The organism is Myroides sp. C6-3, from assembly GCF_050522425.1.
Classification (GTDB): Bacteria; Bacteroidota; Bacteroidia; order Flavobacteriales; family Flavobacteriaceae; genus Flavobacterium.
This window is the reverse complement of sequence record NZ_JBMVQP010000044.1, coordinates 1-25,784: the sequence shown is the minus strand read 5'-3', so window position 1 is coordinate 25,784 and position 25,784 is coordinate 1. Positions and strand designations below refer to the sequence as shown.

General features: G+C 38.0%; 24 protein-coding genes. 6 read left to right on the top strand and 18 right to left on the bottom strand.

The window, feature by feature from the left end; genetic code table 11:
- Positions 1-232: 232 nt before the first annotated feature.
- The 4 genes from lgt (ACPDG9_RS14710) to folE form a co-directional block, all read right to left on the bottom strand.
- Positions 233-1,141, bottom strand: a complete 909-nt coding sequence (lgt, locus tag ACPDG9_RS14710) for a prolipoprotein diacylglyceryl transferase (RefSeq protein ID WP_430528477.1) — start codon at positions 1,139-1,141, stop codon at positions 233-235.
- Between the two features lie 95 nt (positions 1,142-1,236).
- Positions 1,237-1,461: a membrane protein insertion efficiency factor YidD gene (gene yidD / locus ACPDG9_RS14705; RefSeq protein ID WP_430528476.1), complete on the bottom strand. Its 225-nt coding sequence runs from the start codon at positions 1,459-1,461 to the stop codon at positions 1,237-1,239.
- Between the two features lie 56 nt (positions 1,462-1,517).
- On the bottom strand, positions 1,518-2,996 hold the full coding sequence (gene cysS / locus ACPDG9_RS14700; RefSeq protein ID WP_430528475.1) for a cysteine--tRNA ligase: 1,479 nt from the start codon (positions 2,994-2,996) through the stop codon (positions 1,518-1,520).
- Between the two features lie 23 nt (positions 2,997-3,019).
- On the bottom strand, positions 3,020-3,691 hold the full coding sequence (gene folE, locus ACPDG9_RS14695) for a GTP cyclohydrolase I FolE (RefSeq protein WP_430528474.1): 672 nt from the start codon (positions 3,689-3,691) through the stop codon (positions 3,020-3,022).
- A gap of 279 nt (positions 3,692-3,970) precedes the next feature.
- Between folE and ACPDG9_RS14690 the strand changes: the two genes are divergently transcribed.
- Entirely contained in the window at positions 3,971-4,375 is a 405-nt protein-coding gene (locus tag ACPDG9_RS14690) for a DUF4377 domain-containing protein (protein ID WP_430528473.1), read from the top strand.
- Positions 4,376-4,429: 54 nt separating this feature from the next.
- On the opposite strand, the gene ACPDG9_RS14685 is transcribed toward ACPDG9_RS14690, so the two are convergent.
- From ACPDG9_RS14685 to ACPDG9_RS14650, 8 genes are all read right to left on the bottom strand, one after another.
- Positions 4,430-5,017 carry a GNAT family N-acetyltransferase gene (locus ACPDG9_RS14685; RefSeq protein ID WP_430528472.1) on the bottom strand — a complete coding sequence of 196 codons (588 nt, stop codon included), beginning with the start codon at positions 5,015-5,017 and terminating at the stop codon, positions 4,430-4,432.
- 43 nt (positions 5,018-5,060) lie between these two features.
- Positions 5,061-6,095, bottom strand: coding sequence for an LLM class flavin-dependent oxidoreductase (locus tag ACPDG9_RS14680; RefSeq protein ID WP_430528471.1), 1,035 nt, complete (start codon positions 6,093-6,095; stop codon positions 5,061-5,063).
- Positions 6,096-6,225: 130 nt separating this feature from the next.
- On the bottom strand, positions 6,226-7,104 hold the full coding sequence (gene lgt, locus ACPDG9_RS14675) for a prolipoprotein diacylglyceryl transferase (protein WP_430528470.1): 879 nt from the start codon (positions 7,102-7,104) through the stop codon (positions 6,226-6,228).
- 575 nt (positions 7,105-7,679) lie between these two features.
- Entirely contained in the window at positions 7,680-8,744 is a 1,065-nt protein-coding gene (locus ACPDG9_RS14670) for a hypothetical protein (protein WP_430528469.1), read from the bottom strand.
- 128 nt (positions 8,745-8,872) lie between these two features.
- A complete protein-coding gene (locus tag ACPDG9_RS14665; protein ID WP_430528468.1) occupies positions 8,873-9,157 on the bottom strand; it encodes a GNAT family N-acetyltransferase in 285 nt (94 codons plus the stop codon).
- A gap of 5 nt (positions 9,158-9,162) precedes the next feature.
- Positions 9,163-9,564: an OsmC family protein gene (locus ACPDG9_RS14660; protein WP_430528467.1), complete on the bottom strand. Its 402-nt coding sequence runs from the start codon at positions 9,562-9,564 to the stop codon at positions 9,163-9,165.
- Positions 9,565-9,566: 2 nt separating this feature from the next.
- Positions 9,567-10,499 carry a pirin family protein gene (locus ACPDG9_RS14655; RefSeq protein WP_430528466.1) on the bottom strand — a complete coding sequence of 311 codons (933 nt, stop codon included), beginning with the start codon at positions 10,497-10,499 and terminating at the stop codon, positions 9,567-9,569.
- A gap of 151 nt (positions 10,500-10,650) precedes the next feature.
- On the bottom strand, positions 10,651-11,613 hold the full coding sequence (locus tag ACPDG9_RS14650; RefSeq protein WP_430528465.1) for a hypothetical protein: 963 nt from the start codon (positions 11,611-11,613) through the stop codon (positions 10,651-10,653).
- A gap of 157 nt (positions 11,614-11,770) precedes the next feature.
- On the opposite strand from ACPDG9_RS14650, the gene recG reads away from it, so the two are divergent.
- From recG to ACPDG9_RS14630, 4 genes are all read left to right on the top strand, one after another.
- On the top strand, positions 11,771-13,873 hold the full coding sequence (gene recG / locus ACPDG9_RS14645; RefSeq protein ID WP_430528464.1) for an ATP-dependent DNA helicase RecG: 2,103 nt from the start codon (positions 11,771-11,773) through the stop codon (positions 13,871-13,873).
- A gap of 211 nt (positions 13,874-14,084) precedes the next feature.
- A complete protein-coding gene (locus ACPDG9_RS14640; RefSeq protein WP_430528463.1) occupies positions 14,085-14,564 on the top strand; it encodes an ecotin in 480 nt (159 codons plus the stop codon).
- A gap of 220 nt (positions 14,565-14,784) precedes the next feature.
- Complete coding sequence (locus tag ACPDG9_RS14635; protein ID WP_430528462.1) at positions 14,785-16,140, top strand: sensor histidine kinase; 1,356 nt, start codon at positions 14,785-14,787, stop codon at positions 16,138-16,140.
- 27 nt (positions 16,141-16,167) lie between these two features.
- Positions 16,168-18,201 carry an ATP-binding protein gene (locus ACPDG9_RS14630; protein ID WP_430528461.1) on the top strand — a complete coding sequence of 678 codons (2,034 nt, stop codon included), beginning with the start codon at positions 16,168-16,170 and terminating at the stop codon, positions 18,199-18,201.
- A 10-nt stretch (positions 18,202-18,211) separates the two neighbouring features.
- Here the strand turns inward: ACPDG9_RS14630 and ACPDG9_RS14625 are convergent, their stop codons facing one another.
- The gene (locus ACPDG9_RS14625; protein WP_430528460.1) at positions 18,212-18,709 is read right to left on the bottom strand and encodes a 3'-5' exonuclease; all 498 of its coding nucleotides are present in this window, start codon (positions 18,707-18,709) and stop codon (positions 18,212-18,214) included.
- A gap of 164 nt (positions 18,710-18,873) precedes the next feature.
- The gene (locus ACPDG9_RS14620; protein WP_430528459.1) at positions 18,874-19,290 is read right to left on the bottom strand and encodes a CBS domain-containing protein; all 417 of its coding nucleotides are present in this window, start codon (positions 19,288-19,290) and stop codon (positions 18,874-18,876) included.
- Positions 19,291-19,691: 401 nt separating this feature from the next.
- Here ACPDG9_RS14620 and ACPDG9_RS14615 point away from each other — a divergent pair, with 401 nt between their 5' ends.
- On the top strand, positions 19,692-19,928 hold the full coding sequence (locus ACPDG9_RS14615) for a VF530 family DNA-binding protein (RefSeq protein WP_430528458.1): 237 nt from the start codon (positions 19,692-19,694) through the stop codon (positions 19,926-19,928).
- A gap of 46 nt (positions 19,929-19,974) precedes the next feature.
- Here ACPDG9_RS14615 and ACPDG9_RS14610 read toward each other — a convergent pair whose 3' ends face one another.
- The 4 genes from ACPDG9_RS14610 to ACPDG9_RS14595 all read right to left on the bottom strand — a co-directional run bounded on the left by ACPDG9_RS14610 (position 19,975) and on the right by ACPDG9_RS14595 (position 25,347).
- Positions 19,975-21,720, bottom strand: coding sequence for an NERD domain-containing protein (locus ACPDG9_RS14610; RefSeq protein ID WP_430528457.1), 1,746 nt, complete (start codon positions 21,718-21,720; stop codon positions 19,975-19,977).
- A 137-nt stretch (positions 21,721-21,857) separates the two neighbouring features.
- Positions 21,858-22,838 carry a deoxyhypusine synthase family protein gene (locus tag ACPDG9_RS14605; protein ID WP_430528456.1) on the bottom strand — a complete coding sequence of 327 codons (981 nt, stop codon included), beginning with the start codon at positions 22,836-22,838 and terminating at the stop codon, positions 21,858-21,860.
- 14 nt (positions 22,839-22,852) lie between these two features.
- Positions 22,853-24,031: a calcium:proton antiporter gene (locus tag ACPDG9_RS14600; RefSeq protein ID WP_430528455.1), complete on the bottom strand. Its 1,179-nt coding sequence runs from the start codon at positions 24,029-24,031 to the stop codon at positions 22,853-22,855.
- Positions 24,032-24,339: 308 nt separating this feature from the next.
- Positions 24,340-25,347, bottom strand: coding sequence for an OmpA family protein (locus ACPDG9_RS14595; protein WP_430528454.1), 1,008 nt, complete (start codon positions 25,345-25,347; stop codon positions 24,340-24,342).
- Positions 25,348-25,784 lie beyond the last annotated feature (437 nt).

Here is a 25,784-nt window from a genome sequence, read left to right as displayed (position 1 = left end):
TCAAGACTGCCGCAATCGACCACTCTGCCATTTCTCCAGTAGTCTGCTTTACTTCTGTATTGCGAGTGCAAATATAGTGTATTTAGGGACTTTGACAAATAATAAGACCATAAATTTCATGCTTTTTTCCACTTCAAAAGGTAAGTGATTTAGAACAACCGAATTACAACCTAAAAAAAATAGCACTTCTCTTGGTAAGAAGTGCTATTTACTATCTGTTTGCGTGAAATAATTACGCGTAAATTCTCTTTTTTGCCGTTGCCCACAAGTAAACTCCTGCGAGGATAAACGGAATACTCAACCACTGCCCTGTTGATAAAAGACCCAATGTCTCTTCAAATCCACCTTGGCTTCCCTTTACAAACTCTACGATGAAACGCACCATCCACAGCAATACTAAGAACACACCGAAGATATATCCTCCATACTTGCGAGCATCTGTTTTCCAATACATAAAGTAGAGAATTAAAAACACAAATACATAGCCAAAAGCTTCGTACAATTGCGTTGGGTGTTTGGGCAATACCTCAGCTAATGCATGTGCAAATTGCGGATTGTGTTGAATCGCATCATATGCAGCATTGTAATCATTCATCCCTGTAACCTCCATCGCCTCACGTGGCGTAAAACGATCGCGAATAAAGCGAATTCCCAAGGCGCTTGTTGTTTCATGTCCAACGATTTCAGAGTTAAAGAAGTTTCCTAAGCGAACGAAGATCCCTCCTAGTGTCACGGGAATAACCACGCGGTCTAAAATCCATAAAATTGGTTTTTGAATCACATTTTTACTGTAGTAATACATCGTTACGATAATACCAATGGCTGCACCATGACTCGCTAAACCACTGAAACCAACAATTTCAAATTTTGGCGAAAAGCGAATAGGTAAAATAATCTCGAGTAAGTGATCTTTGAAATAATCCCAATCGTAGAAAAATACATGCCCTAAACGCGCACCAATCAAGGTTGCTAATACCGTATATATAAATAGCTTATCTAGTTTTTCTACACTCAATCCTTCGCGGTCGTATATTTTTTTCATAACGAACCAACCTAAACCAAAAGCAACTACAAACATCAAGCTGTAGTAGCGCAATTGCATAAAACCTAAATCAAAACCTTCCGAAGGATTCCAAATCATACTAATCGAATTTGTTATATTATTAGTGCGGTATTCCGCTTTAGTGAATACGTAAAAATAGAAAAATTATTTAACAATCTACCGTAAAAAAAGCATTAAGGTACGGGATCATATCCTTTTCCACCCCAAGGGCCACAGCTTCCGATTCGCTTAATAGCGAGCCATCCCCCTTTGAACAGTCCATGCTTTTGTAGTGCCTCGATCGTATAATGCGAACAGGTTGGCGTATAGCGGCAGGTTGGCGGAAAGAAAGGAGATATACCGCCTTGATAAAAGCGCACCAGTAAGATAAAAGGAGCGATGAGTATTTTTCGCAACATAGGTCATGAAATTAATAAAAAAAGCTATAAGAGAATTCCTATAGCTTTTATACATTTTATAAAGAAAAGGATGTTCCCTCTTTTCCGTCTTTTAATTGGATTCCCAATTGGGCTAGTTCATCGCGAATGTGATCGGACATAGCAAAATCTTTATTGGCTCTCGCCTCATTTCGCATTTGAATCAACATACTAACAACACCTTCTAATTTGTCGTTGTTTGCTGCCATCATATTGGTCGATTCTAATCCCAATACATCAAATACAAAAGCGTGCATTAACGAGAGAAACAAAGCTAAATCAGCCGCGCTTATTTTTTCTTGTCCTTCTTTAATCACGTTAACAAGGCGTACCCCTTCGAATAGATGAGAAATTAAAATCGGACTGTTAAAGTCGTCATTCATGGCATCATAACACTGTTGTTTCCAAGCCTGGATATCCACGGTTGATTCAGTAGAAACAGGCAATTCTTCCATGTGTTTAATGGCTTCCATTAAGCGATTAAACCCGCGTTCAGAAGCCAAGATCGCTTCATCAGAGAAATCCAATACACTTCTGTAATGTGCTTGCAACATAAAGAAGCGAACCACAGCAGGAGCAAATGCTTTACTCAAAATTGCATTCTCCCCAGAGAAGAGTTCATTCGGTAAAATATTATTTCCCGTTGATTTAGCCATCTTTTTGCCGTTAAGCGTCAACATATTCGCATGCATCCAAACGTTTACGGGTGTATTTCCCGTACAAGCTTCATTTTGAGCAATCTCACATTCGTGGTGTGGGAATTTCAAATCCATTCCTCCACCGTGAATATCAAAGTGATTCCCCAAATATTTCGTACTCATCGCTGTACACTCTAAGTGCCAGCCTGGAAAACCATCTCCCCAAGGAGAAGGCCAACGCATAATATGTTGTGCTTCTGCATTTTTCCAAAGCGCAAAATCCAAGGGATTACGTTTGTCCGATTGTCCGTCTAAATCTCGCGTATTTGACAATAAATCTTCAATTTTACGTCCACTTAGAATTCCGTAGTGGTGTTGTGTATTGTACTTTTCTACATCGAAGTATACCGAACCATTAACCTCATAAGCAAAACCGTTGTCGATAATCCCCTGAATAATGGCAATTTGTTCAATGATATGTCCCGTTGCCGTTGGTTCAATACTCGGTGGTAGGTTGTTGAATTGTTTGAGGATATTGTGAAAATTCACCGTGTATTTTTGCACGATTTCCATCGGTTCAATTTGCTCCATACGCGCGCGCTTGGCAATCTTGTCCTCTCCCTCATCTGCATCGTCTACCAGATGTCCAACATCCGTAATATTACGCACATAACGCACTTGGTACCCTAAGTGTTTTAAATAGCGGAATACCAAGTCAAAAGAGATAAAAGTTCTACAGTTCCCCAAATGCACATTGCTGTAAACCGTTGGTCCACAAACATACATTCCTACTTTACCCGTGTGAATAGGTACGAAAACTTCTTTTTCTCCTGAAAGAGAGTTGTAAACTTTTAATTGTTGTTCTTGATATAATGCCATAGTCATGATTTAATCGTTGTAAACTAGAACTGTGTGTCTAATTTAATATAATCTAAGAATTCTTTTCTTACGCTTTCCTCTTGGAAACGCCCACCGAATTCTGCGGTAACAGTACTACTTTCGATGTCTTTAATTCCACGTGAATTTACACATAAGTGCTTTGCATCCATAACACAAGCAACATCTTCCGTGTTTAATACGCGTTTTAATTCATTGACAATCTGAATCGTTAAACGCTCTTGAACTTGAGGTCTTTTGGCGTAAAAATCAACGATACGGTTCATTTTTGACAAACCAACTACAGTTCCATTAGAGATATAAGCGACGTGTGCACGTCCTACGATAGGTAATAAATGATGCTCACAAGTCGAATAAACAACAATGTTTTTTTCAACTAGCATTTCATTGTATTTATACTTATTGTCAAACGTAGATGAACTCGGTTTTTTCGCTGGATTTAATCCCCCAAAAATCTCTTTTACAAACATCTTAGCCACGCGATTTGGTGTCCCTTTTAAGCTGTCATCTGTTAGATCTAACCCCAGTGTGTTTAAAATATTCTCAACGTCTTTTTTAATTGACTCAATCTTTTCCTCGTCTGTGCGATCAAACGCATCACTTCTTAATGGAGTCGCATCGCTAGAAGCAATGTGGTTGTCTCCCATTTCATCGTGAAATTTTTCGTCTAAACTCATTATCTTGATTTTAATACGGTTTTTTTAAGTTTTAAAATAAACGCAAATATAAGTAATAAAACTAATATTTTAGTAGGTTAAATACTTTTTGACACTTCAAAGTAAACGGCAGTTCCTCGTGGTTTTAATAATCTAAGCACAAGCTTGCAGTTTACCTCAAAACAAGAAAGACAAAATACAAAATCAAGCACCCACCACCCCCTTTTTACCATATTATTAACTAAAAAAATTAACTTAACTACTTAATTATACGTAATTTTACTATCAAAATTTAAATTCATGAAAAGAACACTTTTAATTGCTAGTTTAGTTGGTATGTTTGCTTTTGCAAGTTGTCAAGGCACAAAAGAACAAAAAGAAGGAGCTGTAGAAGAAGTTAGTGTAGAAGAAACACTAGATCAAACAGCTACACCTGAAACAAAAGAAACAGAGGATATCGTAACGATGTTTATCGGGCCTAAAAAAGTAGATTGTACAGGAGTTGGACCAATGAAATGTCTACAAGTAAAAGAAACTGAAGATGGCGAGTGGACGTTATTCTACACTTCTATTGAAGGATTTGAGTACGAAGAAGGATATAATTACAAATTAGAAGTACGCAGAGAAGATGTTCCAAATCCACCTGCTGATGCACCTTCAGTTCGTTATATCTTAGTAAAAGAAATTTCAAAAACGAAAGCATAATTTAGTATGCAATACGAAAAAAGAGCACGTAAGGTGCTCTTTTTTTTATGTTTTCTACTTCCACTCTTTCACATAGAGTTTATGTTCCAGCAAGGGATGATCCAAGGGAACTAAAGGATGATTAAAATTTTTAACATAAGTCATTCCGCTTTTGAGCATTACTTGCTCTGAAGGAATATTGGGTAGCGTTGTAAAAGCATACACGCGTGCTAACCCCAACTTTTCACTGGCAAATTGCAAACAAGCCTTTGCTCCTTCTGTAGCATATCCCTTATTCCAAAACTCGGGTAATAAACGCCAAAGAACCTCGATTGCCGGAGCGAAATCAGCATCAAATTCAAATCGATTGAACCCTATAAATCCAATAAACTTTTGCGTGCTCTTCTCCTCTACTGCGAAGACTCCATAGCCATCTGCTTCAAGCTTATCTTGTAGTTTGAGCATCATTTCCTCCGATTCTGCTGCTGTTTTAGTATTCAAAAAATAGCGCATCACTACTGGATCGCTATTTAAGCGAATAAAGTCGACTAAATCTGTTTGCTTATACGCTCTGAACAGCAAGCGTTCTGTTTCTATATACACCCTTACTTCCCATTTTAAACAGCAAAAAGAGATTGGATCTCTCCAATCTCTTTGAACCAAAAATTTATAAAAAACAAATTTAACTATTTAGTGGGGATTTTTCTTATTGTTGCAGTGCTTTTTTAACCGCTGGGGCTACTTTTGTACCTAATAATTCAATCGATTTCATCAAGGTTTGATGATCTGGCGCACCTAAATCCATGTGCATCAACCAGCGTGTCAAACCAAACATCTCTTGGTGGTATAAGATCTTATCCACCACTTGATTGACATCGCCAATAAACAAAGCCCCCTCTCTACTTCTTCCTCCTTCATATTGTTCATACGTATACGGTTGCCAGCCTCTTGATGAGCCGATGCGATCCATTTGTCCCTTGTACAAGTCAAAGTACGCTTTAGACAAAGCGTTTCCATCTGCCCCAAGTAATCCGTGAGAATGTGTAGCAATTTGCATCGCTTTAGGATCATGTCCTGCCGCTAAATACTCTGCCTTATAATAATCAAAGAAAGGTTTGTACTGCTCTGGCATTCCTCCAATGATGGCAAAAACCAAGGGCAATCCCAATTTAGCAGCTCGCAATACAGACTCTGGAGTTCCACCCGCCGCAATCCAAACGTCTAATGGCTTTTCCGCACGTGGAAACACTTGCTGCGCTTGCAACGAAGCACGGTGTTTACCTGTCCAAGTTAGTGGTTCTTCACTTGCATTGATATTCAATAATAGATTGAGCTTTTCCGTAAACAATTCGCTATAATCCTCTAAATTATAACCAAACAGAGGAAAGGATTCGATAAAACTACCGCGTCCAACCGTAATTTCAGCTCTTCCTTTGGACAACAAGTCGATGGTTGAAAAAGATTGATACACGCGAACGGGATCACTTGAACTCAACACAGTTACCGCACTGGTCAGTTTAATATTTTTTGTCACACTTGCGGCGGCAGCTAAGATAATTTCGGGTGTAGAAACAGCATAATCAGGACGGTGATGCTCACCAATCCCAAAAACATCTAGTCCCACCTCATCCATCAATTTAACTTCCTCGATTAATTCGCTTACTCGTTGTTGGGGCGCTTGATAGGTATTCGTTTGTTGATCCAAACGCAAATCCCCAAACATGCTGATTCCTATTTCCATAACTTCCTGTTTTTTAATACACTATAAAAGTACAACATCTACCCCAATCGAAGGCTTAACCTACATTAAGTAATAGGAGTATAAAAAAAAACCTTTTGCCCAAATGCCAAAAGGTTTTTTCTCTGTATGATTACTCCGTACGTTGTTTATCCTCAACGGTTTTAGTCGAATCGCCGATTACTAAGTTTGAATTGTCTTGGGGTTTTCGCAAACTCCAAATTACTAAAGCAAGCCCTACAACCATAAAAGGAATACTGAGAAGTTGTCCCATATTGAGCAACATTCCCTTTTCAAAATCCACTTGATCTTCTTTAAAGTACTCTAATATAAAACGAGCCGTAAACATCAGGAGCAAGAAAAGACCGAACAGCAACCCTTTATATCCTCCATATTTCTTTTGATACAAAACATAAAGGATCACAGTGACTGCCAAATAAGCAAAAGCCTCGTACAATTGGGTGGGGTGTCGAACTAAGGTGTCGTCTCTCAAAAAGACAATACCAAAGATAGAATCTGTAGGTTTCCCATAAATTTCAGAATTCATAAAGTTTCCAAAACGAATAAAAGCACCTGTAATGGGAATGGCAATGACCAACCGATCTAACAATTTTAGTAAGTTTACCTTGTATTTTTTGCAGAACAAAGCCAAGCTGACTAATACACCTATTGCCCCTCCGTGACTCGCCAATCCCATAAAGCCCACGAAGTGATAACTTCCGTCTACTTTTGCAATAGGCAGGATGATTTCTACTGGATGTTGAGAATAGTAAGCAAAATCGTAAAACAAACAATGACCCAAACGAGCACCCGCTACAGTACCGATCGCAATGTATATCAGAAGCTTGTCCAAATACTTGATTTCCACTTGCTCTCTTCCAAAAATTCGCTTCATGAATTGATAACTGAGGATCATTCCAATGGCGAAAAATACACCGTAGTAACGAACAGCAAAATCACCAATTCGGAAAATCTCTGGATCTACATTCCACGTAGCTAAACTTATACTCATACTTTGTCCTTGTTTTTTTCTCTAGCTCCCAAAAATAGAAGAATTGAGAAGAAAAAAAGAAAAGTTAACTGTTTTTTATGAGGGAGTTGATCGTTCATCCTGTGTTATCCGTTGTGAACAACCTACAACATCACGAGTCTTGCTCTTTGACGAGGTTGGATTTCTATTTAAACAAGGGAAATCTTAGCTAAGAATAATCAACTGATTACCGATTATTCCACACAGACAAGGACCATAGTTAGCTCTCCTTCGAGGTGAATCTAACATGCCTACATAATGCGTCCATAGTGCGTCTATTAAAAAGTATCATTTTAATGGACTCACTATGGACTCACTATGGACTCACTATGGACTCATCCAAAAGAAAGACCGTCTAGTCTTACTATAGCTATACAGTCATTTGAGGATGGATCAACCTTGGTTTGTAGGAAAGATGAGTTGATGAGACGATGAGATCAAAACAAAAAAGCCATCCCTACAAAGGAATGGCTTTTCTTATATCGGTTATCGGTTATCGGTTAACTGTCAACTGTCAACTGTCAACTGTTAACTGTTAACTGTTAACCGTTAACCAATTACAACCCATGTTGCAAGACATAGACTTTTTGGTATTTTTCTTTTCGCGATTTTCGAGGATGGAAAACAATTCCAATTTTATCTGCTGTGATCGGACTGATTGACGATACGGCTAGATCATTGGTTTCTAAAGTAAACACCTCTCCCGAAAGCAAATTCTTATAGCCTGTTTTATTCTTGTTATACACCAATTCTACCAAGTGGTCATTGCGTATAACGAGCCAACCATTGCCGTGTTCGGTTGTAAACTGAACCGCACTGGTCTCCTCATCTAAATGTTGTGGGTGCCACGTTCCAAAGAACTCATCCCCTAAGTTGTATAATTCACCATAGAGACAATTGCCTTCTTCATCAATTTCAACGAGTCCAATTTCTCCATTTTCCTCACATAATAAGTACGACTTTTGATCAAAAGACAAGCACAGTGCTTCGTGTACAAAAGGGAAGTCAAATTCGAGAACGCGACTGCGCACTTCCTGTCCACTTTCATTAATTTGGCGGTGCAACCATCCAGACTCTACCTCTGTAATGAGGTGGATTTCTCCATTTTGAACGCAAACCTTATTCCCTTTAGGCATGGGTACGGTAATCTGCTTCCCACCTACGATATCATTTTCGTTAAAAGTAAAACAGGTCATAACATCTTGTTTGCTTTCTTTCCAAATATCCACTTCATAAAAAATGGTAGATGCTTTGGTACAACCGATAAATCGACCTGCTAAATCCTTATCAAAGTTAAACTGCTCCCCAATATTGCGTTTAAAAACGGGTAAAATTTGTCGAGCCTCACTTTCGTCTTTGTCATCTATTACCGCAACGAAATTGGTTGCTCCTGGATTTAAAAACAACGTCGGTAAAACGCCTTCTGACTCCACTAATTCTCTTTTATTCCCTTCTTCATCTACCAACGTATAAACTAATTCAAAAGATGTTGGATCTTCTGCATCTGTAAATACGTAGTTTGCTAACAATAAGCCCTTCTTAGACCAACAACTGCCCATCGCTTGAATAGCGAAAGGAACTTCTATTGTTGAAAGTAAACCAAATGATGTTTGTTCATTCATAAAGCAATATTTATAGCAGTTAAACTTAGGCACAAAGGTAAAAAAACTTAGCAGACTAAGGAATGCCTTGCCTCCTTATTTTATCTACTAAGTCTTTTCTTTCAATTATTACTAGTACTTCCTGTTTTTTATGCCCGCATAGAGGCCCATGCTGGATGTCTATCAAACTGTGCTTTTACAAACGGACACAACGGCATGATCTTGACTTTTTTTTCTTTAGCAAAAGGTATAACCCCATTGTTTAGGAGTTCTCCCCCTACTCCTTGTCCTTTAAAAGCCTCATCTACATGAGTGGAATCAACAATAATCATAGCCGTTCCTGCTACGCTATAAGTCATTTCACCAGCTTTTTTTCCATCTATCCACGCGGAAAAAGCGCCTTTACTTTCACTTTGTTCGTGTTTAATTTCCATATCTCTTAGTTATTGATGCTTGTTGCAATAGCAACATTTCCGGTTATTACTTTGTGAACGGGACATTTCTCTGCAATAATCAACAGGCGTTTTTTCTGCTCTTCATCGAGTGAACCGCCTACAAACTGAATTTCGCGTTTAAAATTCGTCACCTTGTTGGTTTTATCTTCCCTCATTTCTACCCAAACAATGATTTGATCTGCTTCCCATTGTTTTCGATTCATGTACATGCGCAACGTTGCTGCTGTACAAGTGGCTAAAGCAGAAGCCAACAACTCAAAAGGATTCATCCCTGTATCTCCACCTCCTAAATCGACAGGTTCATCACTTATAATACGGTGTTTATCCGTGTTGACTTCAGTCTGATATAAGGTGTTGCCTAAAGTGGCTGTTACTTTTACTTCCATCGTTATACGTTCTTATTTTCGTTTGTTTTATTTCTGAAATTTTTCATCCCTTCTGGAAAAGGAACATAGCTCTTGTCATCCCCTTCAATAAGAGGAAACGCCTCATAATTTTGATCAATCCAATCTTGTTTGGCTTTTTCCAGGCGATCTACATCATGGGATACGAAATTCCAAAGAATGTACCGCTCTTCAGGTAGCGCATCCCCTCCAAAAATATACACCGTTGTATTCGGAGCCATTTCAAACTCACATAAGGTGCTATCGTTAGAAATTAGGATATTTTTATTCCCATAGGTATGTTCACCACTTTTTACCTCTCCTTCGAGAATATACATCGCAGCTTCTCCGAATAGCCCCGCACCAATATTAATTTTAGCGGCTTCTTTACTCTTGATCTCAATGTAATAAAGAGGACTGTGAACAGGAACAGGAGACTCATATCCTAAAGCTTTTCCGGCAATTAGTTTGTATTCAACCCCATTTTCCGTCCAACTTGGCAAGGCTTCTGCCTCGATATGAACAAAAGAAGGCTCTACTTCTTCTAATTCTTTAGGTAAAGCTATCCAAATCTGTAAACCATGTAAAACGGTATCGGGTCTCTCTTGGCGGATATTTACGGGCATGCGTTCTGAATGAACCACACCGCGTCCTGCCGTCATCCAATTGACTGCCCCAGGGGTAATTTCAACATGACTACCTAAGCTATCTCTATGCATGATTGATCCCTCAAACAAATACGTCAAGGTTGATAAACCGATATGTGGGTGAGGATCTACATCTAAATTATCGTGCTCCTTCACAGCAACAGGGCCCATATGATCAATAAAGGCAAAAGGTCCAACGGTTCTCTTTTGACGAAAAGGCAGTAATCTTCCCACTAGAAAATTACCAATACTCGCCGCTCTTTCTTCAATAACTAAATCTACATTTGACATAATAAGCTTGGTTTTAAACGTTCATTTTTGTAAGGTAAAGATACTTCTCTTTTTCTACCTCAACACTTAACCTACGTTAAGTCCTCTTCTAAAATACGACATTTTAACCGTTTTTGCTCATGTATTTCGTTATCTTATTAAAAATCTGTTCTTATTTAAAGGTCGACTTTTTCTTACTCAATCGAATGCGCTGCGTTAATTCAACACTCACTACATGGCCGTTGTTGAATTTACTCGGACTACTCAAACGATATACATTGCTTTGATAACCTAATCCTATCGAAAAAGTATTGGAAACTTTAAAATGCGCAGCCAAGGAAATTCCCATCGCAGTTTGACTATCCCTATGAATAATATTGCTATCACGAGGATTTTCTGGGGCTTCTTCCTCGCGATAAAATTGATCACTCACAAACAATCCATACCCTAGATTCAAACGGTTAATCTCGTGAAAATTTAAAACCTGTAAACTGCTAGATAACAAAATGGCTCGATATTCAATTGGCACAAGATGCCCACTGGTTTTCATCCCTACTCCAACCTGAATGAAACGCTTATCTGCATAGTAATAGGTGGCTCCAATATCCATCAACCACGTACCAAAATTGTCCCTAGTAGAGTCATATTTTGGCATATCAAACGCCAAATAGTTCAATGGCGAATAGGTCAAATACAAGAAAAGATCTCCTTTTGCGTTGTTCAAACTGCGTTCTAGCTTTTGTTTGCGTTGATAGATAGCAGCGCCCGAACCTACAGTTTGACTTTCGTTTAAAAAACTCAAGTAAATTCTGTCTTTATATATATAGCGTCGACTACTATTCTCATCGATCAAATACCCTATAGGCATGACAACATTTCCCAAAAAGTACAGGGGATCTGTTTCAGACAATACCGTGAATTCTTTGGTTAACGTGTCGTTGATCAACGTTACTTTCAAATCGTCCTTGGATCGCATCACCCTCATCTTTGCAGGTAAAGAATATATCGAATCTTTTACCTTTAAAGACTCTTTATTGGTAGCCGTATAAAAGTAGATCTTCTGATCATCTTTATTGAATATTGTTGCACAAGACGTCAACAACAATAAAACTACAAGTAAGGGAATCACTTTCATCTAAGGTGTATATATATATTTGTTAAATATAAGCAAATAAAAACTTAATCAAAACCCAAAATAGCAGCTAAATATTGCGAAGGTTTCTCTCAAAAGAACAAGGTTCATTCCATCAAAAACCCTTATCTTAGGTTTTTTAATTAGATTTAGATTTAGCATGTACAATAACTTACTTGATACCCCTATTGAATACTTGAAAGGAGTTGGTCCTCAACGTGGTGACCTGCTCAAAAAAGAACTAGGCATTTTTAAGTACAGTGATTTGTTGCATCTTTATCCCAACCGATATATTGATCGCACGCGTTATTACAAGATCAACGAGCTAACGACAACATTAGCGGAAGTTCAATTGGTGGGAAAAATTATCCACCTCAAAACGGTAGAACAAAAAAGAGGAAAACGATTAGTTGCCACCTTTACCGATGGTACAGGTCAATTGGAGATTGTGTGGTTTCAGGGTTTTAAATGGATCAAAGACAATCTAAAACTCAACACCCCTTACGTTATTTTTGGCAAGTTAAATCACTTTAACTATGTGTATTCTATGCCCCATCCAGAAATGGAAACGGTGGAAGAACACCAGAATAACTTGGCTTCAACCATGCAAGCTGTCTATCCGTCTACAGAAAAATTAGGCGCTCGTATTACCAATAAGGCCATGAATAAGCTCATGCATCAATTGGTACAAGAAACCTATCCGTTGTTCCGTGATTCACTTCCAGATGAATTGCGTGTCAAATTGGGACTCATGCCAATGAATCAAGCGATGGTGAACATTCACTTTCCCAAAAATCCAACGGAATTAAACAAAGCGCAATTTCGACTAAAGTTTGAAGAGTTGTTTTACATTCAGATGCAACTTCTCATCAAAAACATAGCGCGAAAAGGCAAGATTCAAGGTTTTCCCTTTACGCAAGTTGGGGACTATTTCAATCGCTTTTACAACGATCACCTTCCCTTTCCGTTAACCAATGCGCAGAAAAGGGTAATCAAGGAAATACGCAATGACGTAGGAGCCCCAGCTCAAATGAACCGCCTGTTACAAGGCGATGTGGGTTCGGGTAAAACCATCGTAGCATTTATCAGTACGTTGTTTGCTTTAGACAATGGTTTTCAGGCGTGTATTGTTGCACCTACTGAAATTTTAGCTACCCAACACTTTGTTGGTATTTCGGAGCTAGCTGCTCCTCTGGGTATTGAGGTTAAGTTACTTACAGGTTCAACCAAAACAGCCGAACGAAGAGTTATTCACCAAACCTTGGAAGAAGGTAGCTTGCAGATTCTCATCGGAACGCATGCGCTATTTGAAGACAAGGTAATCTTCAAAAATTTGGGGTTAGCCATTATTGATGAACAACATCGTTTTGGTGTGGAACAACGCGCTAAACTATGGAAGAAAAATACCATTCCGCCTCATATTCTCGTGATGACTGCCACGCCTATTCCCCGTACGCTCGCGATGAGCTTGTATGGCGATCTCGATATTTCGGTGATTGACGAATTGCCTCCGGGGCGTAAACCCATCCAAACCATGCATTATTTTGAGGGCAAACGCCTAGCCGTTTGGCATTTCATTAAACAAGAAATTGCCAAAGGCAGACAGGTCTATATTGTTTATCCGCTAATTGAAGAAAGTGAAACCCTCGATTACAAAAACTTAATGGAAGGTTATGAAGGGATTTCTAGGGATTTTCCTCTACCTCAATACAGCGTAAGTATCGTACATGGTCAGATGACTCCCGCTGAAAAAGACAAAGAAATGGATCGCTTTGCCAAAGGCGAAACCAATATTATGGTTGCTACAACGGTCATCGAAGTTGGGGTTAATGTACCCAACGCTTCTGTGATGATTATTGAAAGTGCAGAACGCTTTGGACTGTCTCAATTACACCAGCTGAGAGGTCGTGTAGGACGAGGTGCTGAACAGAGCTTCTGTATTCTCATGACAGGCGATAAATTGAGTAATGACAGTAAAATCCGAATGGAAACCATGTGTCGAACCAATGATGGATTTGAAATATCAGAGGTGGATCTAAAGCTTCGCGGTCCAGGTAATATTATGGGTACACAGCAAAGTGGTACACTCCCCCTTAAAATTGCAGATATCGTGCAAGATCAGGAAATATTACACTACGCTAGACATCAAGCCATCCAGTTACTTAAAGATGATCCTACGCTAGAAAATCCAAACAACAGCAAGATTAAAGAAAAACTACATCGCTTGAATCAAAATACGAGTATATGGAATTATATTAGTTAATAAAGTAAAAAGGAGAGAGAGAAAAGAAGTGAAATTCTCGATTAAAGTAGGTATTCTTTTTTTTGTACAGCGCCATTTTGTTTCTCTATTCTAAAAGCAGCAAACTCCGTCGTTAAAACGCATTAATCAAACGATAATGTTTTATTAAATATTCACCTGTTCGTAAATTAATTTCTAACTTTGTTACACTAATTCTTAATAAAAAAAATATATGAACAAATTAATCGGATTTTTAGGTGTTTTTTTAAGTTTAACAACAGCTAGTATGGCACAAAAAGTAGATGTATCTATTTTTCCTAAACCGGAGAAAGGATATAAACAAATGGTGATCGAAGTTCCACACTCTAAACTAGATGACAACAAAAAAATTGAGTTTACAATTGGTAAAATGATGGAAGTTGATGGTTGTAACAGTTTTGGATTAATGGGTAAACTAGAGAAAAAAGACTTACAAGGTTGGGGATATGATTACTATGTATTCCAATCAAAAGGAGATGTTTTCTCTACGCAAATGGCATGTCCAGACGCTCCAAAGAGAAACTTATTCGTATCGAGTCAACCTGAAACTACGCGTTACAACGGTAGAATGCCAATTGTAATTTACGTTCCAGAAGAATTTGAAGTAAAATTCAAAATCTACACTGCTGGTCAGGATGAATACGAAGCACAAGAAGTTCGCATCAAGAAATAAAAAAAATATACCGCATATAGCAAGCCGAAGAAAAGCATTTTTCTTTGGCTTTTTTTGTTTTAGCGAATGCCAATTCTCATATCCTACTAACAGTAAAAAAAAAATCTGTCTAACACAGCAAATTAGGAGAAACCCTTAGAAAACAATTGCTCTTTAAGGATTAATTCTTACTTTAGACCTGTTTATTCTGCAATGAGGTAGACAGCAAAAAGACTTTTGAATGAAAATTAGAACTCGACTATCCCTTCAATTTTTAGGTTTATTTACCTTCTTGATTTCTATTGTATTAGTGGCTATTTATTTTGTGGTAGCGGATCATTGGCAGAAGAATTTTTTTAAACAACTAGAAGATAGGGCCTATATTGTTGGGCATAATTACCTAGCTGAAGACAATTTTACATACGCTGAGTTCCAAGAAGTTTTACGCAAGTTTCCCCGTACCCTACCCAAAGAGCAAATCCGAATCTACACCCTAGATTTCAATCCAATTTTCATTGCTGAAGGAGACTTAAAATGGGATAAAGCTATACTTCAGGCAGTTGTTGAAGAAAATAGCGTCTGGTTTAAGCACGGTGATGAGTATATTTTCGGAATCTTGTATAAAGACAATTCTGGAGATTATATCGTTATGGCAAAGGCGGTGGATCAAACAGGATTAGATGCACTCAAACAGCTGAGATCTATTATGTTAATCAGCTTATTGATTGCCTTGTTAATTACGTTTATTTTATCTCGTTTATTTGCTGAATCCTTCCTTCATCCCATTAAAAAAATCATTCAACACGTACAAACGCGAAACGTAGATACACTTGCTGAACCTATTTCTACAGCTGAAATGTCTAAGGACGAAATCCGTTCTTTGAGTGAAACCATCAACCTTTTATTTGAACGTTTACACGAATCTTTTGAGAGCCAAAAAGCCTTTGTTGCTCATGCCTCTCACGAATTAAAAACGCCTATCGCTGCTGTATTGGGAACGGCGGAAATTACCCTAACGCAAGAGCGAACAGCAGAAGTTTATCAACAAGCCTTGCAAGCGATTATTCAAGATACCATTTACACGGATCAAATCATTAACAATTTACTAACCTTAGCTAAACTAGATCAAGTAAATTATGATTTATCTCCCTTAGATTTTGAAACTTTTTGGTGGCAAACTATTGATAATTTAATGTTACATCACAAGAATTTAAAACTAAACTTTGTCGTTCAAACCACAGAAGAACTGCATAAATTACATCTCAAAGCTAATCAGCAACTCCTTAGTCTAGCGGTATCCAATATCATCCTCAATGCAGATAAATTCTCATTCAATCAGACTATTGACTTAACCTTAACTAGTACGCCAACAACCATTGGGATTGAGGTAAAGGATTATGGTATTGGGATCAAACCAGAGGATATGGAGAAGCTAACGTTACCCTTCTATCGCTCTTCTAATGCTTTTTCGATACAAGGTACAGGCTTGGGGTTATCTCTTGCTTTCAAAATCATCAATATTCATCAAGGACGCTTAACGATTGCTTCCAAACTAGGTGAATCCACGACGGTTTCGATCCAATTACCTAAAGCTTAGCTCATACAACAACAAACATTCACATATATGCGTTCCATAAAGACCCCATTTTTCAACGTATTTTTTGTTCTATTTCTCCTTTCTCTTTGTTTAACTAGCTGTCAATACAAGCAAACTCTACATCAAACAGATCTTGGAAATTTATATGCTATCAAGCGAACACCAGAAGAAAAAGACAGTCTTTTTAAAACGTATGAAGCCGATATCATCAAGATTCAACAACTCACCAATACAGTCAAACATCAAGATTATATCGATAGTATTCTCAACTATTTGCGCTATACGAGTAGCCCTAAAGCGTTTTTTGCTTTAACGGATATCGCCATACGAGATGCCAAAAAGAAACACGATCAAAACAGATTGGCACAGCTCTATGAAAAAACCGCTGTTTTTTATCACGACAATCAACAACTAGACAGTGTGTATCATTACTATTTAAAGGCAGAACAACTGTATAAAAGAATAAATGACAGTTTAGCTTTAGCCGAAAATAGCTATTACCAAGCACGTTTACTCTATGAGGTTGGATTAGATAAAGAGTCTGAAGTAAAATTATATCAGGCCTTAAAGCTATTTCCCAACAACCTCAATACCCCTATTTTAATTGAAGCGAATCAACTCAAGGCTTTTTATCTCAATCATTATAGTGAACACGAAGCCGCTTTAAAAATACTGCTTGAAACCTACCAGTCCCTCCAAGAAGACGAGGGAACATACAGCGTTTTGCCTTATGATACCTACAACATCGCTATGGCTAACTTATTGGGAAATATAGGAATGAATTATCACGATTCGGGCCAGTATGAAGAAGCGGAAAAATACGCTTTACTCGGCTTAGCGTATTATGCTAAGTCTCCACATTACATCCAAGTGTATGCACACTTAAACCGAACCTACTACTTAGCTTTATACGAACAAAAGAAAGATAATAAAACCATTGAGCGCTTGATGGAATCCTATCGAATTTATTCCGAACTCAAGCACTATTTTTACGCGATTGATATTTCGATGATTATATCCACCGTTTACCTAGAACAAGGGCAAAAAGAATTAGCCTTAGACTGGTTAGAAAACGCGTATGATCTTTCTGAAAAAAACAAGTTTTACAGCTATAAACGTGAAATCATTGAGAAAATATTGACAGACCACAGCGATGCACACACTTCACACCTGGTACAAGAGCTCATTACTGTCAATCACTTTCTTGAGGGGGTCCAAAAAAAGACCTTAGAGAGTTTTGCCAAAATAGAGTATAATACACTCAAACTCGAACAGGAAAACGCAACGTTAAAACAACGCATTTACTTCGTTTATCTAGGAGCCTTTATTGTTATCGGTGCATTGATCTTTCTTTTGGTTTTTATTCGCTTGAGAAATAAAAACAAAGACTTGGAGCACAGCAACATGGAGAAATCAAAAAATGAACAGATCATGAATCTGTTAATAGAAAACAATACTCTGGAAAATGAAACAATCTTAAAAGAGCGCAATCGCATTGCTAAGGACCTGCATGATGGTATTATCAACAGTATTTTTACCTTGCGTTTTAATACACAACTCTTGCAAATTGCCGATCATACCTTCAAAGGTATGTTGGTGGATGAATTAGTGCAGCTAGAAAATAAAGTTCGCGATATTTCACATGCCTTTTCTCAACAAAGCATCTTTCAAAACAAGTCTTTTGAACATCTAGTAGAGGAACTAGTTCAGAAGCAATCCAACAAAAACAAAACGAAGTTTAGTCTTGCCTATGCGTCGACTATATGTCTTGAGCACCTAAGTACGATGCAAAAAGTCAATATTTATCAGATCATTCAAGAAGCTTTTCAAAATGTAAACAAACACGCACATGCAGCACAATGTCAATTAAAAATCACCATGGAAGATGATACGATTGTACTGCGTATTGAAGATAATGGCAAAGGATTCAAAAACAGTGCGCATCGCGGCATAGGTCTAGAGAACATGAAAGAAAGAGCGCAACTCATTGGTGCTCAATTGCAAATAAAATCGGAGATAGGAAAAGGCACGACCGTTTTACTCTACCTATCCAACTTATAAAAGGCGAAGGCTAGTCTTGAAACACGTGTAAAGCAATATGAGCACAAGCCTCAGCATCCGCTAATGCATGGTGGTGATTGTCAAGTTGAAATCCCAAATAGGACGATACTGTATCTAACTTGTGGTTGGGTAAAGTGGGAAATACACTTTTTGACTTGCGAAATGTACAGTAAAACGGATTTTGATGAATTGGCAAATTATAACTAGCCAATACCGCTTTCAAACAACTTTGATCGAATGCACTATTGTGTGCAACCAAAGGCAAATCTTTGATGCGTTCAATCAAATACTCCCATATGATAGGGAACTCCTCTGCTTGAGCAGTATCGCGTTGTGTTAGCCCATGCACTTTTGTATTCCAATAGCTGTAAAAATCAGGCACGGGTTTAATCAATTCATAGTACTTATCTACAATTTGTCTATTTTCTACAAACACTAATCCTACACTGCAAACACTACTTCTATGTTGATTGGCAGTCTCAAAATCTAAGGCTACAAAAGAATCCATTCTCAATTAACTTGGGTGAACTGCAAAGATAAGGCTTTGTTTTTTTGATTTTTGCCCTGCAGCAAAAATATTCGACAATCACTTGCTGTGTCCTCTTAAACAACAAAAACCTTCTATTCCGCAGAATAGAAGGTTGAAAAAAAAAGCAAATCTCATGCACCAGCTTAATACTGCGCAATTAGGTAATTAATGAGATCTGTAGTTGTAACAATTCCCACCAAGGCGTTGTTTTTGTCTACCACTGGTAAAGAGTGGAATTGTTGTTCAACTAATAATTCGGCTACTTCTTTAATTGTTATATCGTCGTTCACTACAACGGGATTAGCGGTCATAATATCTTCCAACTTATAGGCATCATAAATCGCATTAATTGCTTCTACTTCCATTTCTGCTGTACTATACCCAATTTTCAGAATATCGTTACTAGAAATGATTCCTACTAGCTGCTCCCCTTCTACCACGGGAATATGTCTTATTTTATAATCGTTAAATAGTTGATTGACTTCACTAATTTTTTTCGTTGTTGGTACAGCAATCAATACCTTAGTCATAATTTGCGAAATAGGCACTCTTTGTTTCATAGCATTTTTATTTTCTATTATAAAGTTCCCCTATTTATAGGAATCAAAACCTGATTATTAACAGGTATTTGTATGTTTTTTTTTCGTATCTTACTATGATTTGCTTCTAAATATTAGCTTACAATGGGCTTTTTGCTATTTTTGGATGTATCATCTATAAACCTGTCATTGAAAGTAAACCCAAGAAAAAAAACCTAGGATTATGCTGTACTTTCTTCTGCTTTTACTCATTTTTAATTGAATTCATTTTCAACAAAAATAAAGGTTATCTGTTTTTTTAATTTGCTTATAAAGCTCAATATTGATTGCATACAAAGCTCATATTTGAAAATCGGAGTTCCTCCACTCAACACCACACCATTTCAACCAAAAAAAACATATCTTTGTAGAAAATAAATTCCATGCAAACGTCCAAAGATCCTTTACACGGCAAAAAATTAGCGGAAATACTCGAAGAATTGGTTGATTATTACCAAGGATTTGAGGGATTGGGAAAAGAGATCAATATTCGTTGTTTTACCCATGATCCCAGTATCAATTCCTCCTTAAAATTTTTGAGAAAAACACCTTGGGCAAGAGAAAAAACGGAGAGTTTATATCTATATGTCCTCCGTCAAAAAGCTAAAAAATCAAAATAGAACAACCCTATTCGCACTTATTTTTCCCTTTCGAGGCGTTTTCCCTCTATTCTTCGTGTTCTTGATAGGTGTGCAATTGCCAAATACTCAAATTATCAATAGCTCTTGTACAGCCAACATACCATTCAAAAGGAGTAAACTGATCGGGTTTATCTACGATAAGAATAACATTTTTACGTTCTAACCCTTTGTATTTCAAGGCAGTTGTAAACTGTAAACGCGTGGGTTTTAACGTTAAATTTTCAGGGGTTAATTCTTCCATATCCAATTCAACAATCAGATCCGCCACATTATTTCGACGTTGCCAAACCTTACTTTGTACTAACACAATCACATCCTCTGCCAGTAAGGAAGAACTAGGGTCATTGATATTTTCGATGATGCGTTTCATTGCTTCTTTCAAGGCCTCTACCTCATCAAACGAACGCAGTTCAATTTCGTCGTATTCGGCTTGATGATCCGTTAGTTCCTCCCATTCCTCAGGTGATTCCTGAATGTGTTCTGCAATTTGACGAATTTGTGATTTTTGAGCACTTCGTCTGATTTTATGCAGTTTGAAATGCGTAAAATAATCTTTTAAGAAATAGGCATACTCCGTTACATCACGTCCAAAAAGAGAGAAACTTTGATCCAAATCGTACAGCAACATCACATTCCCTTGCGACAATCCTTGTCCGTCGCCACAGAGTTTATCAATCAACAGCGCCAAATTTCGATCAAATAGATCTTGAGCTTCATCAATAATCATGTAGTCATAGTCTGGTAATTGCTCTAGCTCTTCTAGATACTGTAAGGTTTCCTGCACCAATTTAGCACATCGTAAAGGCTTGAGGTAATAGACCTCCTTCTCTTGAATATGGGGGTGATATTTTGCAATAAACTGCTTAAACGTAATACAGTCAATTCGAACGTTTTTTTCGTTAAAACGCTGTTGGTTATACACACATAAAAGGGAATTCCAACACAAGTAAATCCCCTGACGTTCAACTTGCATTTCAGCATATGCCATAGCCATCGTTGTCTTTCCCGTTCCTGGAGAGCCTTCAATCATCAACCTCGGATTCTCTGCTAGAGAATATAAGTAATCTAAATTTCTCTCCTTTAACCATTGAAAGGAGTTTCTCGAAGCGAATACATTGGTATCTTGTACTTTGGGACTAAAGGTATTAACGATATAGTTTAAATCGCTTTTCTTCAACTTTTTAAACGTAATTGGATGGACGCTTTCTAATTTTTCACGCGTGTACTTGTAGATGTGCAATAAGAAGTTCTCGATGTTTTGATACTCATTTTTACGAGTGAAATCACTATAAATCAGGTTCTTGTCGTAAATCGTATTTTCGATAGCTATTTTTGTCGTTGGAAAAGCAACGGCTTCACAAAATTGTACGTGTTTAAAATTAGGAAAGACCTTATTCATCAACGTGTATTTGTATCCCTTCACTTGTTCGAATGGATTTTGAGGCAACCATTTGGTATGCTCCCCATCTTTAAAACAGAAACGCCCTTGATCAACAAAAACGTTCCCTCCTTTAACTTCTAAGACGATAATGCCAAAACGAGAGACGATAATAAAGTCAAGTTCAGCATCCGCTTTAGCGCGTTGAATTCTCGTATTATCGTGAAAAGGCAGTCTCAAACTATACCATACATACCAATCGTGTTCACTTTCGGTTAGTGATTGAACTAAATCGCCATAAATTAAGAATTCTCCATAAGGCACTTTAGTGCCATTGATGAGAAGTTGCTCTAGTTCGTCAAGCGGGTATTCGGGATAAATCTTTAAAGCCATGATTTTTACCTCCTATTACGTGGAGAACTAATGTACCCTTTTTTTTATTGATATGACAGCATGAGGCTAAAAAAGAAAAGGACAAACAAAAAACCAGTAGCTTGACAACACGAGCAAACTACTGGTAAAGAATTAAACTATTTACCTAAGATCCAAGCAAATATTAGTGGGGCTACAATAGTAGCATCTGATTCAATCACATAACTAGGCGTATCTACATCGAGCTTGCCCCATGTAATTTTTTCATTGGGGATACAACCAGAGTACGATCCATACGACGTTGTAGAATCGGTAATTTGACAGTAGTATCTCCATTTTAGCACCTGATCTTTTTCTAGGTCTTGCACAAGCATTGGAGCTACACACATAGAGAAATCACCCGCTATTCCCCCTCCGATTTGGAAGAAGCCAATACCTTGATCTATTGCATTTTTCTCATAAAACTCAGCCAACCAAACCATGTATTCAATACCGCTCTTTACCGTAGACGCTTGCAGTTCACCTTTAATGATATAGGACGCAAAAATATTGCCCATCGTTGAGTCTTCCCATCCCGGAACAACAATAGGCAAATTGCGTTCTGCAGCTGCTAACATCCACGAGTTTTTAGGATCAATTTCATAATCCTCTTCCAAAACACCACTCAACAACAGCTGATACATATATTCATGCGGAAAATAGCGTTTCCCTTGTGCTTGTGCATCTTTCCATATTTTTTCTATATGGTGTTGAATCTTGCGAAACGCCTCTTCTTCAGGAATGCAAGTGTCTGTTACTCGGTTGTATTTATTGTTCAATAATTCCAATTCATCTTGAGGAGTTAAATCTCGGTAATTGGGAATTCTCTTGTACTGGGAGTGAGCAACTAGGTTCATAATATCTTCCTCTAGATTAGCTCCCGTACAACTAATGATATCCACTTTCCCTTGGCGTATCATTTCGGCTAAAGAAATACCCAATTCGGCTGTACTCATTGCACCCGCTAACGAGATGAGCATCTTACCACCTGCAGCTAAATGCGCCTCGTATCCCTTTGCAGCATCGATGGTTGATGCAGCATTAAAATGTAAAAAATTACTTGCTAAAAATTGTGAAACGGGTCCTTTGTTTTGTTCCATTTTACGTTTTTATATTAAGGATTAAAAATTAAAAGCATGAATACAGCGAAAAGCACTAAATGCATCATTCCCATGATGGGCGTCGTACGCTTGCCCATAAAAGTTAGCAAACTCAAAAGTAACGTGATAACAAAGAGAATAATCTCCGTAGGGTTCATTCCGAATAAGACCATTTTTCCCGTAATGAGTCCAACGATTAATACCGCAGGAATCGTCAACCCTACCGTAGATACAAATGCACCATGGCACAGGTTAATTGCCCGTTGAAATTCGTTGTTTAAAGCCGCTTTAACCGCCGTCATGGATTCGGGCGTAAATACGATGATAGCAATCAAAACACCACCTAATAAAGGAGGTAAGTTTGCTGCTTTAATTCCGTAATCTACTACTACAGCCATATTGTGAGAAAGCAAAACAATAGGTACTATCATTCCCAATAAAATCAACGTACGCACCAAAATTTCCCTTTTGTCCACTGCCGTTTCTCTTGCATCTGTTTGATCCTCTTTTTGCGCTGTTTTTGTTCGTTGATCAAAGCGAATTTCCATATATCCTACTTGAGGTTGAATGTACAAATGCTTGTAGCGCTTCATCTGTAAGAGCAAGAAAAAACCATACAATACAAGGACCAACCCAGCCAATACAACCGCTTGAGTTGTCGTAAATTGACCGCCACCTGCTCCTTGAATGAAATTTGGCAATAACAATCCTATACCACCAAGCATGATAATCATTCCCATATAAGATAAAGTTCCCTGAGCATTGTATTCTTGTTCTCCAAACTTTACCCCCCCTAGTAGGATACACAAACCGATAACCAAATTCATAATAATCATCATCACTGAAAATATTGAATCTTTCCCGATGGTTGGATTCTCTCCAGGACCTAGCATCACAGCAGCAATTAAGATCACTTCAATAGAAACAATAGACAACGTCAAAATCAACGTACCATAAGGTTCACCTAATTTATGTGCCAGTTCATCCGCTTCCTTAACCACGCCAAATGCCGCTCCAATAATGGTGAAGAGTAAAACTAAAAACACCCCTAACGCAAGGGTTCCCGTTAGCCCATCACCCAAGATACCTTGTCCAAAAAATTGGAATAAAACCACAATCAACCACACTCCTACTAATCGAAGTCTAGTTTTCATTGGAAAAAGCTCAGCTAATACTCCTTTTATAGTCGCCATTTCTTTAGTCTTTTAGTTAAAAATAACGAAGCCAAAATTAAGGTACCTCTCTCACATTAAATTTATCATAGGATAAATAATGGTCTTTTAGAACGTGGAACAATGACGGTAATAGAGCTGCTCTTCTACTAATTTCCAGTTCTTTTTCCTTTCTTTTACCAAGTGAGTAAAAAACACAAATGAAGGAGATTGACCTTATGAAACCTATCCTTATCAGGTGAATTGGTATATGGCTAAATGGACGATTCCCAATTATACAGCATAAAAAAAAAGCTCTTTTTCACTAGTGGTAAAAAAGAGCTTTTTTGCTATTTAACGCGAATTAATTCTACGCGTCTATTTTTTGCTTTATTTTCTTCTGAAGTATTATCGACTAAGGGTTTGTCTGCACCATAGCCCACAGTGGATAATCGGTTTGAAGTTATACCTTGTTTAACTAGAGCTTCTTTAACCGCATCAGCACGTTTCGCAGAGAGTTGTTTATTGTGCTGATTGTCTCCCGTATTATCTGTGTGTCCTTCAATACTGATGTTTAACGCAGATTCTGTATTTAATGCTTTGGTAATTTCGCTTACTACAGCTAAAGCCTCGTTGTTTATTGTTGCTTTATCTACCTCAAAATTAATATAAAGTACTGACTTTCCTTTTGTCGTTAAGTCTTTCGCAATATCTTCTGCTTTTACTTTCGTTATCGTTTGTGTAAAACTCGCTTCTTGCAATACATTCAATGATGCTCCTGCATTATTTACCGTATATTGAACATAAATATTGCCTTGTTCTGCAGAGCGAATGACATAAAAGCGAATATGCTGACCAGCATAACCGATATCTCCTTCATCTCCTTTATTTGGATCTTGCTTATTGTAGCGCTCGTATTCTTCTCTAGTAATCTCCCCATCAAAGATTTTTACCGCACCAATGCTTTCCATATAATCTTCCATGCTCTTTTCAAAAAAACGTTGAGAAAACTGCTCTCCTCGTTCTGAATCGATATTAATCTTGTATAATTTACCTTCAAAAGGCGTCATAACCCCATCTATAGGAAAAAAGCAGACGTCAAAATTTCTTTGTAGAGGTTTGTTCAAATGCCTGAATCCAGTAGGTAAATTAAAATAAGGAAAATCGCCAATATCCACATTCGACACCGCAATACTCTCGATGTCAAATCGTTGTGCTTTTTGTTCTTCAGCAACTTGCTCTTCCTGCTTTTGCTCAACGACTGGTGTATTGGATTCAATCTCATTGGAATCCGTTGTCTTTTTCGCACACGAAACTAGAAAAACAGCTATCGCACATACTACAAATATTCTCTTCATTTAATTTCTTATAAGTATTGGTTAATTTGTTTGATAAATCTATAAAAAACAAAGCATATAAATGTAATTAAATCATTACTTTTTTTGTTTGTTGTTTGTTGAGGCGATGAGGTTCCACCTCAGTAGGTGTATTTGCATAGAACTCCATAAACGAAACCTGATTTAGAGGATGCGACCTCTCCTGCGTCGAGGTGACATGACGGGCGTGAGTGACGGATGCGACCTCTCCTGCGTCGAGGTGACATGACGGGCGTGAGTGACGGATGCGACCTCTCCTGCGTCGAGGTGACATGACGGGCGTGAGTGACGGATGCGACCTCTCCTGCGTCGAGGTGACATGACGGGCGTGAGTGACGGATGCGACCTCTCCTGCGTCGAGGTGACATGACGGGCGTGAGTGACGGATGCGACCTCTCCTGCGTCGAGGTGACATGACG